At 67.3% G+C, this 14,771-nt stretch carries 13 protein-coding genes; 5 read left to right on the forward strand and 8 right to left on the reverse strand.

The genetic code is table 11. From position 1 onward, the window contains the following. The first annotated feature begins 16 nt into the window (after positions 1-16). Positions 17-4,006 (forward strand): trehalose-phosphatase, encoded by a 3,990-nt coding sequence (gene otsB, locus ACZ6DL_RS36705; protein WP_466058178.1) that lies wholly within the window; start codon positions 17-19, stop codon positions 4,004-4,006. A 131-nt stretch (positions 4,007-4,137) separates the two neighbouring features. Here the strand turns inward: otsB and ACZ6DL_RS36710 are convergent, their stop codons facing one another. Continuing rightward, complete coding sequence (locus ACZ6DL_RS36710) at positions 4,138-5,046, reverse strand: universal stress protein (protein WP_466058179.1); 909 nt, start codon at positions 5,044-5,046, stop codon at positions 4,138-4,140. Between the two features lie 284 nt (positions 5,047-5,330). Next, complete coding sequence (locus ACZ6DL_RS36715; RefSeq protein ID WP_396988713.1) at positions 5,331-5,858, reverse strand: flavodoxin domain-containing protein; 528 nt, start codon at positions 5,856-5,858, stop codon at positions 5,331-5,333. A gap of 178 nt (positions 5,859-6,036) precedes the next feature. On the opposite strand from ACZ6DL_RS36715, the gene ACZ6DL_RS36720 reads away from it, so the two are divergent. The 4 genes from ACZ6DL_RS36720 (at position 6,037) to ACZ6DL_RS36735 (ending at position 9,643) form a co-directional block, all read left to right on the forward strand. Then, positions 6,037-7,749, forward strand: a complete 1,713-nt coding sequence (locus ACZ6DL_RS36720; RefSeq protein WP_466058181.1) for a SulP family inorganic anion transporter — start codon at positions 6,037-6,039, stop codon at positions 7,747-7,749. 80 nt (positions 7,750-7,829) lie between these two features. Next, entirely contained in the window at positions 7,830-8,432 is a 603-nt protein-coding gene (locus tag ACZ6DL_RS36725) for an Rv1733c family protein (protein WP_466058183.1), read from the forward strand. Positions 8,433-8,476: 44 nt separating this feature from the next. Next, positions 8,477-8,719, forward strand: coding sequence for an SHOCT domain-containing protein (locus ACZ6DL_RS36730; RefSeq protein WP_466058185.1), 243 nt, complete (start codon positions 8,477-8,479; stop codon positions 8,717-8,719). A gap of 66 nt (positions 8,720-8,785) precedes the next feature. Next, positions 8,786-9,643 (forward strand): universal stress protein, encoded by an 858-nt coding sequence (locus ACZ6DL_RS36735; protein WP_466058228.1) that lies wholly within the window; start codon positions 8,786-8,788, stop codon positions 9,641-9,643. A gap of 106 nt (positions 9,644-9,749) precedes the next feature. Here the strand turns inward: ACZ6DL_RS36735 and ACZ6DL_RS36740 are convergent, their stop codons facing one another. From ACZ6DL_RS36740 to ACZ6DL_RS36765, 6 genes are read right to left on the reverse strand one after another with little or no spacing between them, the layout of a single operon-like run. Next, positions 9,750-10,229 carry a hydrogenase maturation protease gene (locus tag ACZ6DL_RS36740; protein ID WP_466058187.1) on the reverse strand — a complete coding sequence of 160 codons (480 nt, stop codon included), beginning with the start codon at positions 10,227-10,229 and terminating at the stop codon, positions 9,750-9,752. After that, on the reverse strand, positions 10,226-11,515 hold the full coding sequence (locus ACZ6DL_RS36745; RefSeq protein WP_466058189.1) for a Ni/Fe hydrogenase subunit alpha: 1,290 nt from the start codon (positions 11,513-11,515) through the stop codon (positions 10,226-10,228). The genes ACZ6DL_RS36740 and ACZ6DL_RS36745 overlap by 4 nt, the downstream gene beginning before the upstream one ends. Continuing rightward, positions 11,502-12,275 (reverse strand): NADH-quinone oxidoreductase subunit B family protein, encoded by a 774-nt coding sequence (locus tag ACZ6DL_RS36750; RefSeq protein ID WP_466058191.1) that lies wholly within the window; start codon positions 12,273-12,275, stop codon positions 11,502-11,504. The genes ACZ6DL_RS36745 and ACZ6DL_RS36750 overlap by 14 nt, the downstream gene beginning before the upstream one ends. Further along, positions 12,272-13,126: an FAD/NAD(P)-binding protein gene (locus ACZ6DL_RS36755; protein WP_466058193.1), complete on the reverse strand. Its 855-nt coding sequence runs from the start codon at positions 13,124-13,126 to the stop codon at positions 12,272-12,274. Before ACZ6DL_RS36755 ends, ACZ6DL_RS36750 begins: the two co-directional genes overlap by 4 nt. Further along, entirely contained in the window at positions 13,123-13,632 is a 510-nt protein-coding gene (locus ACZ6DL_RS36760) for a Crp/Fnr family transcriptional regulator (protein WP_466058195.1), read from the reverse strand. Before ACZ6DL_RS36760 ends, ACZ6DL_RS36755 begins: the two co-directional genes overlap by 4 nt. Continuing rightward, the gene (locus ACZ6DL_RS36765; RefSeq protein ID WP_466058196.1) at positions 13,619-14,746 is read right to left on the reverse strand and encodes a 4Fe-4S dicluster domain-containing protein; all 1,128 of its coding nucleotides are present in this window, start codon (positions 14,744-14,746) and stop codon (positions 13,619-13,621) included. Before ACZ6DL_RS36765 ends, ACZ6DL_RS36760 begins: the two co-directional genes overlap by 14 nt. Positions 14,747-14,771: the final 25 nt, after the last annotated feature.

A 14,771-nucleotide genomic window follows, 5' to 3' on the forward strand; every position in this document is an offset into this window, starting at 1 on the left:
CGTTCAGGCTGGAGGGATGGGACATGGTGGCACGGCTCTACCGGTGATCGATGCGCGCAGGCACGATGCGGTGATCTTCGATATGGACGGTGTGGTCACCGATAGCGCGTCGATGCACGCCGCGGCCTGGACGGAATTGTTCGACGTCTTCTTGGATCACCGTCCGGCCGGCGCCGGACAGGACCGCTCCCCGTTCACCGAGGACGACTATCTGCGTTTCGTCGACGGCAAACCCCGCTATCGGGGTGTCGCGGATTTTCTCGCCGCACGGGGGATCGACCTGCCGTGGGGGAACTCTTCCGATCCGGAAACGGCCGAAACGGTCTGCGGGCTGGGCAACCGGAAGGATCTCCTGTTCCTGGAGAAGGTCGCCCGCGAGGGTGTGCGAGTGTTCGGATCCACGGTCACGCTGATCCGGCGGCTCGGCGACGCGGGTGTGCGCACGGGGGTGTTCTCCGCGAGCCGCCACTGCGCGGACGTGCTCACTGCCGCTGGTGTCGCCGATCTGTTCGCGGTGCGGGTGGACGGCATCGTCGCCGAGAAGCTGGGCCTGCCGGGGAAGCCGGATCCGGCGATGCTGCTCGAGGCCGCCCGGCGGCTGGGTGCCGAGCCGGATCGGACGGTGGTCGTCGAGGATGCCGAGGCGGGTGTGGCGGCCGGACGCGGCGGCGGTTTCGCCCTGGTCATCGGCGTCGACCGGCACGCGAACGCCGACCGGTTGCTCGCGCACGGCGCCGACTTCGTGGTCTCCGACCTGGCGGAGGTAGGACTGCGCGGCGGATTCCGGCGGATGTCGGAACTTCCGGACGCCCTGAGATGCTGGTCACGCATCGCCGATCTGTTGGGCACCGAAAAGCCCGCCGTCCTCCTGGATTTCGACGGCACCGTGGCCGATATCGTCGCCGACCCCGCCGACGCCGAACCGATCGACGGTGTCGCGGCAGTGCTGGCAGAACTGGCCGGACAATGCCCGGTCGCGGTCATCAGCGGCCGCGATTTGACCGATCTCCGGGACCGCGTCGGGGTCGACGGAATCTGGTACGCGGGCAGCCACGGCTTCGAACTCATGGCCCCGGACGGCACCCGGCATGTCCACGACGCCGCGCCGGGGGCGGAGCGGGTACTCGCCGAGGTGGCCGGTGACCTGAGTCGGAGATTGCGCGATGTAGCGGGGGTCCTGGTCGAGCCGAAGCGCTTCGCTGTCGCCGTCCACCACCGAAATGTCGCGGCCGACGAAGTCGCGCGGGTGGTCGCCGCCGTGCACGAGACCGGTCAGGCCGCCGGTTTGCGGGTCACGCATGGCCGCCGGGTCACCGAATTGCGACCGGACGTGGATTGGGACAAGGGCACCGCGTTGCGCTGGATCCTCCAGCACCTCACCACCCCGGTGATGCCGATCTACTTGGGCGACGACCTTACCGACGAGGATGCCTTCGATGCCGTCGGATCCGATGGCGTCGCGATCGTGGTGCGCGCCGAAGAGACCGGCGACCGGCACACCGCTGCCCGGTTCTCGGTCGCCGGAACCCGGCAGGTGCGTGCCTTCCTGCATCGGCTGGCGGAGTTGTTGCGCGGCGGGACGACTGCTGTCGCCCCGGAGGCCTGGACGCTCACCTTCGATGGTTACGACCCGGCGCAGGAGAAGCTTCGCGAGGCGCTGTGCACGGTCGGCAACGGCTACTTCGCAACCCGCGGTGCGGCGCCGGAGTCTCCGGCCGGAGCGGTCCACTATCCGGGGACCTATGTCGCCGGGGTGTACAACCGGCGCACCGACCAGATCGGCGAGCACGTCATCGACAACGAGAGTCTGGTGAATCTGCCGAACTGGCTTCCCGTCACCTTCCGGATCGACGGCGACGACTGGTTCGCCCTCGAATCGGCGACCTTGCTGGATTACCGGCAGCAGTTGAATCTTCGCCACGCCGAACTCGTACGGAGGTTCCGCTTCCGTGATCGTGCCGGGCGGATCACCGCGGTGTCGCAACGCCGCTTCGTCGCCATGCATCGCCCACACCTGGGCGCACTGGAAACGACGATCACCGCCGAGAACTGGTCGGGCACGCTGCGAATCCGCTCGACGATCGACGGCACGGTGCGCAATCGGCTGGTGCAGCGCTATCGCGATCTGTCGGACACCCATCTGGTAACGGAACGCGCTGTCGAGGTGTCCGGCGATTCGGTGCTGCTCGCCGTGCGCACCAATCGATCCGGCCTGCCGGTGGCGATGGCGATGCGCAGCACTCTGCGACGCGGCGGTGAACCGGTCGACCAGGTTCGGGATTCGATCGATCGAGACGGACTGATCGGCCACGAGTACACCGTTGACGTCGCCGCCGGAGACTCGGCCACTGTGGAGAAGATCGTCAGCGTCTGCACCGGACGGGATCACGCGAACGCGGGAACCGAAGAGGAGGCTGTCCGCTGGCTCGAGAGCGTCGGCGGCTATGCGGAGTTGTTCGAGGGACATGCCGTCGCCTGGGAGCATCTGTGGGCGCGGTTGCGCATCGACCTCGACGGCCGGGAACAGCCGGCCCGGGTCGTGCGCCTACACCTGTTGCACCTGGTACAGACGTTGTCGCCGAACACCGTCGATCTCGATGTGGGCGTGCCTGCCCGCGGTCTGCACGGTGAGGCCTATCGCGGTCACGTGTTCTGGGACGAGCTCTTCGTCTTTCCCGTGCTGAATACCCGCTTCCCCCATTCGACTCGATCCTTGCTGCGGTACCGCTATCGGCGGTTGCCCGAGGCGCGCCGGGCGGCCGCTGCGGCGGGACTGGCCGGAGCGATGTTCCCGTGGCAGTCCGGCAGCGACGGCCGCGAAGAAAGCCAGCGACTGCATCTGAACCCGCTGTCGGGACGGTGGAATCCGGATCCCAGCCGCCGCGCGCACCACATCGGGATCGCGATCGCCTACAACATCTGGCAGTACTATCAGGCCACCGGCGACCTGGAGTTCCTCATCGATTCCGGTGCGGAACTGCTGGTGGAAATCGCTCGCTTCTGGGCAAGTCTGGCGACCTACGACACCGAGCGCGACCGCTACACGATCCGCGGTGTCATCGGGCCCGACGAATTCCATTCCGGCTATCCGGACGCGCCCGGGACCGGCATCGACAACAACGCCTACACCAATGTCATGGCGGCATGGGTGATCTTGCGGGCGATCGACGCGCTCGCACTGCTCGCCCCGCGCGAACGGTCGGAATTGCTGGAGACGCTGTCGGTGCGCCCGTCGGAACAGCGGCATTGGCACGAGGTATCCCGGCGGATGTACGTGCCGTTCCATGACGGGGTCATCAGCCAGTTCGAGGGATACGAGCAGCTGGCCGAGCTGGATTGGGACGATTACCGGCGCCGTTACGGCGACAACATCCAGCGGTTGGACCGGATACTCGAAGCCGAGGGCGACGACGTCAACCGCTATCAGGCCGGCAAGCAAGCCGATGTGCTGATGCTGTTCTATCTCCTGTCGGCCGACGAACTGCGCGAACTGCTGGGGTATCTCGGGTACCAGCTGCCCGGTGAGATGATTCCGCGGACCATCGACTACTACGTGGCGCGGACATCGCACGGTTCGACGCTCAGCGCGCTGGTGCATTCGTGGGTGCTGGCGCGGGCCAACCGTGATCGCGCAGTGGAGTTCTTCGATCTGGTGCTGGGCTCCGACGTCGCCGACATCCAGGGCGGCACCACCGCGGAAGGGATTCACCTCGCCGCGATGGCAGGCAGCGTCGACCTGTTGCAACGCTGCTTCACCGGCATGGAACTGCGCCAAGACCGCCTGGTCTTCTGCCCGTACTGGCCCGCCTCGCTCGGCGCCCTGTCGTTCCCGATGATCTATCGAGGCCACCGGCTGACTGTGCGCGTCAGCGGCGACGGCGTCGAGATCAGCTCGGATCCGGGCGCGTCGCCGCCGATCGAGATCACCTGCCGGGAACGGACCGCGCGGCTGGCCCCCGGCGACACGGTCCGGCTGGCGAACTCGATTCCTGCCCGCGCGGGGTGAGCGCGTGGACGAGGCGGTCAGCTCTGCGATCTGGCGATGAGCACGGGCACGGCGGCCGGCGCGGACTTCGACCCGTCGACGCCGACGAGGACGAGCTGATTGATGTCGGCCGAGGTGTTTCTTCGCCTTCTCTAGGCCTGGTGGGCGACCATGACCGGGCAGTGGGCATGTTGGACAAGGTAATTGCTGACCGAGCCCAGCAGGAGGCTGCGGAATCCGCCGCGCCCCCGGCTGCCGACCACGAGCAATTGCGCGGACTTCGACCATGCGGTGAGCAGGTTGCGTGGCCGCGCGACGGCGGCCTCTCGAGTGACCTCGACCGCGGGATATTTCTCCTGCCAACCGGCGAGTTGCTCGGCGAGCAGAAGTTGTGCGGCGGTCTCCAGCTCGCGAGCCGGAAGGAACTCGGTGGCACCGGAATGGAAGGCGAAGTCGGTAGCTACATGGAGCGCGACCAGCGAAGTCCCGCGCCGGTCGGCCTCGGCGAAGGCCGCGCCGACCGCGGCTTCGGCGGCGGGGCTGCCGTCCACGCCGACAACGACGGGCCCATCGGTGCGGGTGCGTTGCTCACTGCCGGTGTCATGCACGACCACGATGCCGCCGTGGCCGTGTGCGGTCACCGCGAGCAGTGTCGATCCGACGTGGGCGAGTTCGCCGCCTCGCCCGGCGCCGAGCACCACGAGGTGCGCGGAGGCAGAGCGCTCGATGAGCACGGTGGCCGGGTGGGCGGGCGACAATTCGGTGTCGACGCGCAGTCCCGGATCGACGCGGCGGGCCAGCCGTGCCGAACAGGCCAATCGGGCGGCGCCTTCCTCTCGCAGTCGCTGGGCGACCGCGGGGATCATCAGGTCGTACATGCCGAAAACCGCTTGGGTTGACGCCACATCCAGGCCGTGCACGATCAGTAGCCTGCGTGCGCGCCGGGCGGCTGTCTCGGCGGCCCAGCACACAGCCAGATCGGAAGCTTCCGATCCGTCGATGCCGACGACAACCGCAGCCGATGCCAAGTGATGCGGATTGTCCGGAGAAGAGGCGGACATGGTGATAACCCTTCGGAGAGCGCTGTTTCTGTACTCGAAGAGTAGGAATCGACGCGGTCACATACGCCTGGCGTTGGTCCTGAATCCCGAGGGCCTTCGGCCACACTCGGGCGACGGTCCGATCTCGACGTCTCGGGGCTAGTTCGAAAGCCCTGGCCTGCAGCGAGTCGTGTTCAGGATTCCGAGTGGCCGATCTTTGCGGCGGCAGGGTGTCGTGCGGATGCGCTGGTCCCGGCCGGTGGTGAGTGGACACTGTAGTGCGGGTCTTCGGGCTCGCTCGCACGTCACATGTGGTGCATGATTCGGTCGAGTTCGGTATGGGCGATCCGCCCTGCCCAGACGCGCGCGCAGTCCAGCTCGCCCGGAGCGAGGGGTCCGGTCGTATCTTCGACGAGGAAGTCCACCGGCTGATCGGCGAGAGAATAGCCCAACCGACACAGCCGTTTCCCGATTCCGCGTGCGGCTGAGCCCGACAACCAGGGAGGTTTGTCGACCTTGGTGCCGAACGCCAACGCGCGGTGGCCCGGCGACACGGGGAGTGCCGCGGCGAGCCATTCCCGTACCCCGAGGTGAGTCGCGATCGGCGCATCAGTGAGCTTGGCGGCGTCGCGGCGTGTCTGGCGACGACTGAGCCCGAAGGCGTGGGTGGGGCCGCCGACCACGAGCAGGTGTACCGTCGGCGTGAACAATTCGGCGGCGGCCACGACGTTCACCACTTCTACCTCGGCATGCTCGCGCAGGCCCTGGGCGATGGCCTCGGCGATCGCTGCGGTGTTGCCGAACATCGATTCGTAGATTATTCGCGCGCGCATGACGAATCTCTCCTCTGCGCTGTGCTGGGTAGCACCCCGACGTTAGAACGGCGGAGTGCGTTCGGAACAGGGTCGAAGCGACCATCGCCATGGGACCTTGGCCCCGCGCTGGCCGCGTTGCCCTCGGAAGTCCGATTTCCGGCCGACGCCGTAGCGGTGGGTAGGCGATGCTGGAACGGTGCTGGCACGTTTACTTCCGGGATTGGGGCAGTTCAAGGGTTACCAGCGGGCGTGGCTACGGCCGGACTTGCTCGCGGGTGTCACCGTGGCCGCTTATCTGGTTCCCCAGGTCATGGCGTATGCGACCATTGCGGGGCTGTCACCGGTGGCCGGCCTGTGGGCGGCGATCGGACCGCTGGCGATCTACACCCTGCTGGCAACGTCGCGCCAGCTGTCGGTGGGACCGGAGTCGACCACCGCGCTGCTGACCGCTGTCGCGCTGGCTCCGCTGGCGATGGGCGATCCCCGTCGGTACGCCGCGCTGGCGGCTGTGCTCGCGCTGTTGGTCGGTGGACTGTGCCTGGCCGGTGCGGCCATCCGGCTGGGTGTGCTGGCGGACCTGTTGTCGAAACCGGTCCTCGTCGGGTATCTCGCGGGAACCGCCGGGATCATGATCATCGGTCAGCTCGGGGCGGTGACCGGAGTACCGGTGGAAGGCGAATCCATTCTCGCGCAATCGCGTTCATTCGCCGACAATCTGGATCATTGGCATTGGGCGACTTTCTGGCTCGCGGCGACCGTGCTGATGGGGCTTGTGCTGCTGGCATGGCGTGCTCCTCGCGCGCCGGGCCCGTTGATCGCGGTATTGCTGGCAACCGCGGTGGTTACCGCATTCTCGTTGGATCGTTTCGGTATCCGCTCGATCGGCGCGATTCCCACCGGCATCCCCGCGCCCGGGCTGGGCTCGGTCACGATCACCGACGTGACCGCTCTGATCCTGCCCGCCGTCGGCATCGCGGTGGTCGGATTCTCCGACTGTGTCTTGACGGCCCGGGCTTTCGCGGCGCGTCACGGTGACCGGGTGGAGGCGAACACCGAACTCGCGGCTCTCGGCGCGACGAATCTCACGGCCGGGCTGCTGCACGGATTTCCGGTGAGTTGTTCGGGCAGCAGGACCACCATCGCCGATGCGATGGGCGCTCGCACCCAGCTGTATTCACTCGTCACGCTGGGAGGTGTCGTGGCAGTGCTGCTCGTGGCACGTGACATCCTCGCAGCTCTCCCAACCGCCGCGCTGGGGGCGCTGGTCATTTACGCGGCGTTGCGGCTGATCAACCTGACGGAGTTCCGTCGTATCGCGCGATTCCGGCGCAGCGAGTTGCTCCTGGCGCTCGGCACGCTGGTCGCGGTGCTGGGCCTCGGCGTACTCTACGGCGTGCTCGTCGCGATTGCGCTGTCGGTCTTCGATCTGCTGCGCAGGATCGCCCGCGCGCACGACGCGATCCTGGGTTTCGTATCCGGCGTGGCGGGGATGCACGACATCGATGACTATCCCACCGCGAAACCCGTTGCAGGACTGGTTATCTACCGCTACGACGCGCCATTGTGTTTCGCCAATGCGGAGGATTTCCGCCGCAGGGCTCTGGCTGCCGTGGACTCGAGCGCCGAACGCGGGGAGACGCCGGTGCGCTGGTTCGTGCTCAACGCAGAGGCCAACGTGGAGGTCGACTTGACCGCCTTGGACGCCGTGGAACAACTCAGGGCCGAACTGTCGGGCCGGGGGATAGTCTTCGCGATGGCCCGGGTCAAACACGACCTGCGCGATGCCCTCGACGCTTCCGGCCTGACATCGAGAATCGGCGAGCGACACCTTTTCCCGACATTGCCGACCGCGGTTGCCGCCTACCATGCGTACTGCGATCCGGAGTCCGACGTCCCGCGCGATGAATGACCTTCGTCTCTGCCGATGACCCGCCGAGCGCGCGATCCTCGAAACAGACGGTGTCACCCGTCGGAAGAGGTGAAGAGGCGATGTCCGAGAGCGTGACCATTCCGCTGAGCGGGTGGTGGACCAGTCTGACCCGCTTGTGGACGCTGCAACCATGCAACCCGAACCAACTGATGCGTGCATCCGACCGCATCGAGTCAGCGGTGCGCGTGATCGCCACGGTCGCGATACTGGTCGCGGTTCCTGTCGCGGGCGCCCTCGCCACCGAAGCGTATGCCGACACCTCCGCCGAAATTCGCCACGAGAATTCGATGAAAACCCCGATCCATGCCGTGATCGTCGACGAGCCCGTCAAAGCCGCGGCGCATCGCTCCGAAGCCCGGGTGCGGTGGGACGAGACCGGCCGCACCGGCAACGCCATCGTGCCGGTGAGAGAACGGGCACGGACCGGCGATCGCGTCGAGCTGTGGCTCGACGCCGACGGCGCTCCCACCGCGCGACCACGCGACCCGGTCACCGCGGTCGTGGCCGGGATCGGCGTGGGTGTGTTCGTCCTCGTGGGTGTCTGGCTGTGCGGGTGGTGCCTGGTGCACGCGGCCACCCTGCTGCTGGACCGGCAGCGCAGCGCGCTATGGGACCGCCAGTGGCGACAGATGTGTCATGCGACCAGAGAGGACACGCAATGATGTACTGGGACGGGAACGGGCCACAGTGGTGGATGTTCGTTCTCATGATCTTGTTGGTCGCACCTCTGTGGATTGCGGTGGCCATCGCGCTCGTGGCCGTTCGCAGACCTGAGCGCCCCGAGGTGGTCCGCCCCGCCGGCCCCACCCGCCTGGCACCGGAAGCGCTGCTGGCCGAACGGTTCGCCAGTGGCGATCTGGACGAAACCGAATACCGGCGCCGTCTTACGGTACTGCATCCCGTCCCCACTGCCCGGGCGGCGGATATCGACTCACGCACTCGGCAGTGAGCACGGCGTAGAGAGGAAGTCGGCATAGACATCGAAAAGGATGCGCGCCCTGTACGGAACTCTCCGATCCTGGCGGCGGTGGACGGGTCGGCCAGTTCGTATCAAGCGGTGGCCTGGGCGGCAGCCGAAGCAGCCCTGCACCGTTGCGCGCTGCACATCATCACCTCCATGGCCATCCCCACCGGCTTCGGGCCGGGCATGTCGCTGGGGGAGGCCGACCTGGAGTGGATGCGCAGGGACGGCGAACGCGTAGTCACCGAGGCCGCGCGGGTTGCGCGGACAGCCGCATCCGGGGAGGAGCCGCCGATCACCACCGAGGTGAGCTTCGAACTGGTCATACCACTACTCATCGAGCGGTCCACGGAGGCGCGGATGCTGGTGGTCGGCAGCCGCGGGCTCGGCGCGTTCCAGCGTGGCTTGCTGGGTTCGGTGAGCACCGCGACCACCCATCACGCGCACTGCCCGGTCGCGGTGATCCATGGCATGTCCGCGATCGACGCGGTGTCGGCGCGCCAACCGGTGCTCGTCGGCGTCGACGGCACCGACAACAGCATGCCCGCCGTCGAGCTCGCGTTCGAGGAGGCATCGCGGCGGAAGGTCGAGCTGGTCGCGTTGCACGCCTGGAGTGACAGCAGTGGTCTGGACGTACCGGTACGGGGGTGGGACGCCGCGCGCGGGTCGGCTGAGGCGCTGTTGGCCGAGAGCCTGGCAGGCTGGGGGGAGCGCTATCCGGATGTCGCCGTGCGGCGCGTCGTCACGGTCGATCGGCCGGCGCGGTCGCTGCTGGAGGAGTCGGCGAATGCGCAATTGGTGGTGGTGGGCACTCACGGTCGAGGCGGATTCGCGAGCACTGTGCTGGGGTCGACCAGCAACGCGTTGCTGCACTCGGTGGAGGTACCGATGATCGTCGTCCGTTCGCGGTAGCGGGGAGGAACAGGTCGATCCACGTTGTGTTCGGGTGGCCGAAGTCGAAGTCGGGCCGTGCCGGATCAGGGGCAGCTTCCGGAGCGGTCGAAGGGCGATCGACGGGTCAGGTCCGTAGTCCAGTCGCCGGCTCGGCCGGCCGCAACCGTGCCGCAACGGCTTCGACCGCGCGCGGAACGGCGGCGGCGACCGGTTCGGACAGACCGACACCCGGATCGACAGTCGCGACATCCACGGCGATGACCACGATCCTGCCAGGGAGTCGGCCGAGGATGCGGCCCAAGGCCAGCGCGTCCGGCAACCCGAGGGTGTGGGAGGACGCCGAACCGAAGTGCCGGAGCAGGTCGATGTCGGCGTGGCGAAGCCGGCCCGGGATCGATGGCTCGCTGCGGACAGCGTCGATCACGATGGCGAGGTCGACATCAGCCCAGAGCTCCAAAAGTCTGGTCGGCTCGCCATCCGACAGATTTACGAGGACTCCGGGGAGGTCGAGTTTCTGGATCTCGGAGGCGACGGTCGGCCCGAACCCGTCATCTCCGCGGAATTCGTTGCCGATGCCGATGACCACGGCCCACGGCTCGGTCATCGGCGCACCACGTCGATGTCAAGAAAGTGGGCCGAGCAGGAGATGCACGGATCGTAGTTGCGGATCGTGCGTTCGCACATCGCGGCCAGCGCGGCGTCGTCGAGATCGAGGTGGTCGGAGGCGACGCGCCGCAGGTCGTCCTCCATCACCGCCTGGTTCTGGGATGTCGGTGGCACGATCATGGCCGAGCGTACGACTCCCTGATCATCGATCTCGTATCGGTGGTAGAGCAGCCCGCGGGGCGCCTCGCTCACGCCGTGGCCGATACCGGCCCGGGGCCCGACCGGAACGGCGGCGCGAGCGGGGCGTTCGTAGCCGTCGATGATCGTCAGCGCCTCATCCGCCGCGTGGATGACTTCGATCGCTCGCACGAGGATGCTGCGGAACGGGTTGCGGCATTCCGCGCCGAGTCCGATCTCCGCCGCGACCTGCCGGGCGATCGGTGACAGCTGGTGGTGATTCAATGTGTACCGCGCGAGCGGCCCGGTGAGGTACCGTGCGCCGTCGAGCGTCGCGTGCAACGCGGTCGAGTGCGGAACCTGATGCTCCCGTATGTGTTCGGAGAAATCGCTCGCGGGGAAGTGGAGTCCGGTGCTGGTGTGCAGATCACCATTGTCGATGGCGTACCGGTCCGGATCGGCCGCCGCCAGCAGCGCGTATTCGAGTTCCGGCTCGGGGAAATCGAAATTCGCCGCGACGAGTGCGGTGTTCACCGCATGATCCCGCGCCCGACGCAGTTGTTCGGTCACGGCGGAGAATTCGGCGCGTTCGGGGACCGAGTAGAAGCCGCCGAGCCGGACGTTGACCGGATGGATGGCCCGGCCGCCGAGGAGTTCGAGCAGCGCGTTGCCCGCTCTTTTCATCGCTAATCCCTCCTCGACGAGTTCGCGGTGATCGGCGGCGAGCGTGATCGCGTCCGGATAGCCGAGGAAGTCGGGCATGTGCAGCAGATGAATATGTAGAGAGTGGCTGGAAATCCACTCGCCGCAATACAAAAGCCTGCGCAGGTCGGCCAGTGGCCGGTCCAACTCCACGCCACAGAGTTGTTCGAGGGCGTTGCAGGCGCTGGTCTGGTAGGCCACCGGACAGATTCCACAGATGCGAGAGGTGATATCGGGCGGTTCGGTGTAGGCGCGTCCGCGCAGAAATGCCTCGAAGAATCGCGGTGGTTCGTAGATGTTCAACTCGGCGCTTTCCACGTGCCCGTCCGAGACGACCACGCGCAGCGCGCCCTCGCCTTCGACGCGAGCCAGCGTGCCGACCTTCAGCTGCCTACGCCGACTCATCGCGGGTCCTGTTCGCGAAGTCCGGCGCGGCGGCGGCGTAAGTGGCGAAGACGCGGTCGATGTCGTCGGTGTCCATGCCATTCACGCGCAGGATGGGGAGCAGCGCGTGGATGTTGGGATCGGCCATAGGACCGAAACAACCGAAGCACCCGCGGTGGTACGCCGGGCACAGTGCCCCGCATCCCGCCTGTGTGACCGGACCCAGGCAGGGGATTCCCTCGGCGACCATCACACAAGTGGTGCCGCGGCGTTTGCACTCGGTGCAGACGCTGGTGTTCGGGATGTCGGGTGCGCGACCGGCGAGGAACGCGCACAGGGTGTCGAGCAGTTGGCGCCGGTCGATCGGGCAGCCACGTAGCTCGAAGTCCACCGGGACATGGGCAGAGATCGGTGTGGAGGTCCTCAGGGTGGCGATGTACTCCGGGCTGGCGTACACCACCGACGTGAATTCGGCGACGTCGGCGAAATTGCGCAGCGCCTGAATACCGCCGTGGGTGGCGCACGCCCCGATGGCCACCAGGATCCTGGATTGCTCACGGATCTCGATGATCCGGCGCAGCTCTTCTTCGGTCGTGATCGAACCCTCGACCAGCGACACATCGTAGGGGCCGGGCTCCATGGTGCTGGACGCTTCCGCGAAATGGGTGATGCGCACCCGTCCCGCGAGAGCGAGCAGTTCGTCCTCGCAGTCGAGCAAGGTGAGCTGGCAGCCATCGCAGGAGGTGAACTTCCACACCGCGAGTGTGGGTGTCTTCGTCATAGCTCTCGCACCGCCAGGAGTGGTTCGGCGGTCGCGTAGTCGACGACGGGTCCGTCTCGGCACAGCAACAGCGGGCCGAGCTGGCAATGACCACATCGCGCGACACCGCACTGCATGTTGCGCTCCAGCGACAGTTGGATGTCGGCGGCGGCAATTCCCTTGCGCAGCAGACTCTGTGCGCAGAAGCGCATCATCATCTCCGGGCCGCAGAGCAGGGCTGTGGTCTTGTCGGGGTCCACGATCAGGTGAGCCAGTGGTTCGGTGACGAAGCCGACGCGGCCCCGCCAGCCCGGCGCGGGGCGATCGACGGTCTGCTGAAGTTCGATCGAACCGGCCTTCGGCCACGATTGTTGGTCGTCGCGGAACAACATGTCCGCCGGGGTGCGGGCGCCGGTGATCAGCACGATCCGCCGGTAGTCGGAGCGGGCGGCGAGCACGGTGAGCACGGCTGAGCGCAGCGGGGCCAGTCCGACGCCGCCGCCGATGATGACGAGATCTCCGCCGATCGCGGACGCCAGGTCCCATCCTGTGCCGAACGGTCCTCGGACACCGATCAGCCCCCCGATGTCGGTGCCGTGCAACGCTGCGCTCACCGCGCCCACCGCGCGGATGGTGTGTTCGAGAGGGCCGTCGTCGTCGGTGGGGTCACCGCTGATCGAGATGGCGATTTCGCCCACGCCGAAGCTGTAGAGCATCATGAACTGTCCGGCCCGAAACCGTTGTGCCGCATCATGTACCGGTTCCAGGCGCAGTGTCACGGTGTCCGGGGTCTGTGCCTTGCGGTCGATCACGCGGTAGGGCAGCATCATGTCGCCATACGGCACCGCGCGGGCCTGCGTGTCCACGCTCATCGAGCACCTCGCCCGGCCGTGCCGCGCGGTGCAGCGGCGGTACACGTCTCAGCGGGGTTGCGGTAGAGGTCGAGCAGCCGGGCCCTGGTGGCCTGCAGCCGGTCCAGCAGCGCCTCGAACAGCATCATGGCCAGCGCACGACCGAATCGAGGGTCTTTGTCGGCGAGTTCGGCGAGGGTGCGCGCATCGAATTCGACGGCTTCCACCGGTTCGGCGGCCACCGCTCCGAAATGCCACCGATACGGCGGCACCAGCCATGACCAGCCGAGCAGATCGCCGCCACTCAGGGTCTGGAGCACGACGGCGCCCCGACCCGGTACCTGCGCGTCGAGCAGGATGCGGCCGCGGCGGATCAGCCAGCACCGATCGGCCGGACGGCCCTCGCTGATCACCCGGTGCCCGGCGGGGAAGGTCACCTCACGCGCGGCACCGGCCAGCGTGTGCAACTCTTCCTCGCTCAGTGCTGCCAGCTGCCCGAACGCGGACAATTGCTCACCGGTGCTCATGGTCGGTTTCCTCGGCTAGCTCAGCCAGCCGGGCGACCTCCGCGGTCAGATCGATCTCGGCCGGGCACCAAGCGATGCATCGTCCGCAGCCGACGCATCCCGAGCTGTCGAACTGGTCGTACCAGGTGCTGAGTTTGTGGGTGATCCACTGGCGGTAGCGGCTTTCGCCGGATTGCCGCACGCTGCCGCCGTGCAGGTATGAGAAGTCCAGTTCGAAGCACGACGACCAGTGCTCCCAGCGTTCGGCGTGGTCGCCGGTGAGGTCGGTGACGTCTTCGGTGGTGGTGCAGAAACAGGTGGGGCACACCATGGTGCAGTTCCCGCACGTGAAGCAGCGGCCGGCGACGTCCTGCCAGTGCGGAGACTCCCGAGAGTCGCGCAGCAGTGCGCGGATATCGACTTCGGGCATCGCCCGGCCCATTCGGCCTGCGGCCGCCGACACCGCCGCGCGGGCGTTCGTGACCTCCGCCGCGTCAGCCGGGCGCGCGGTGAGTTGGGCGAGAATCTCGGCGCCGTCTTCACTGCCCACGTCGACGAGGAATCGGTGGCCATCGGCGTCGATGCGCTCGGTGAGAGCGAGGTCGTATCCGGCCGAGACTCCGGGGCCGGTGCCCATCGACGCGCAGAAACACACCCCGCCCGGCTCGGTGCAGTTAACCGCGACGACGAACAGGTCTTTCCTTCGGGCGGTGAACGAGGAGTCAGGATACGCCCCGCCGCCGAGCACTCGCCCGAGGATTGCGATCGAGGTGAGGTCGCAGCCACGGACGCCGAGAAACGCCGAGCGGACCGGCGTGTCCTCGACGGGTTCTGGCTGGAGATCTGGTCCGAATCGCCCTATCTTGCGGTGCGGCGGATGCAGGAACTGCTTCCAGGATCCGGGACCGGCGGAATGCGCGAACACCGCCACGTCGTCGCGGCGATGCAGCCGATAGCGGCCGGGCGCGGTCTGCACGCCCCACCCGGCGGGCAGCTGTGTGCCGGAGTCCAGTTCGTCCAGGACGATCGCACTACCACGCACCTGCGGACCGATGACGCGGTAGCCCCGCTCGTGCAGCACGTCCACCAGACGATCCAGACCCGCGCGATCGATTACCGCGGTGTCGTTGGGCATTTTCACGGCCCTCTGTTCGGTCGGA

The sequence above is a fragment of the Nocardia sp. NPDC041819 genome, assembly GCF_055590505.1.

Excerpts from the sequence above, each read along its gene's own strand:
- otsB (WP_466058178.1), top strand. The coding sequence starts at position 17 with ATGGGACATGGTGGCACGGCTCTACCGGTGATCGATGCGCGCAGGCAC.
- ACZ6DL_RS36710 (WP_466058179.1), bottom strand. The coding sequence starts at position 5,046 with ATGTCCGCCTCTTCTCCGGACAATCCGCATCACTTGGCATCGGCTGCG.
- ACZ6DL_RS36715 (WP_396988713.1), bottom strand. The coding sequence starts at position 5,858 with ATGCGCGCGCGAATAATCTACGAATCGATGTTCGGCAACACCGCAGCG.
- ACZ6DL_RS36725 (WP_466058183.1), top strand. The coding sequence starts at position 7,830 with ATGTCCGAGAGCGTGACCATTCCGCTGAGCGGGTGGTGGACCAGTCTG.
- ACZ6DL_RS36730 (WP_466058185.1), top strand. The coding sequence starts at position 8,477 with ATGATCTTGTTGGTCGCACCTCTGTGGATTGCGGTGGCCATCGCGCTC.
- ACZ6DL_RS36740 (WP_466058187.1), bottom strand. The coding sequence starts at position 10,229 with ATGACCGAGCCGTGGGCCGTGGTCATCGGCATCGGCAACGAATTCCGC.
- ACZ6DL_RS36745 (WP_466058189.1), bottom strand. The coding sequence starts at position 11,515 with ATGAGTCGGCGTAGGCAGCTGAAGGTCGGCACGCTGGCTCGCGTCGAA.
- ACZ6DL_RS36750 (WP_466058191.1), bottom strand. The coding sequence starts at position 12,275 with ATGACGAAGACACCCACACTCGCGGTGTGGAAGTTCACCTCCTGCGAT.
- ACZ6DL_RS36755 (WP_466058193.1), bottom strand. The coding sequence starts at position 13,126 with ATGAGCGTGGACACGCAGGCCCGCGCGGTGCCGTATGGCGACATGATG.
- ACZ6DL_RS36760 (WP_466058195.1), bottom strand. The coding sequence starts at position 13,632 with ATGAGCACCGGTGAGCAATTGTCCGCGTTCGGGCAGCTGGCAGCACTG.
- ACZ6DL_RS36765 (WP_466058196.1), bottom strand. The coding sequence starts at position 14,746 with ATGCCCAACGACACCGCGGTAATCGATCGCGCGGGTCTGGATCGTCTG.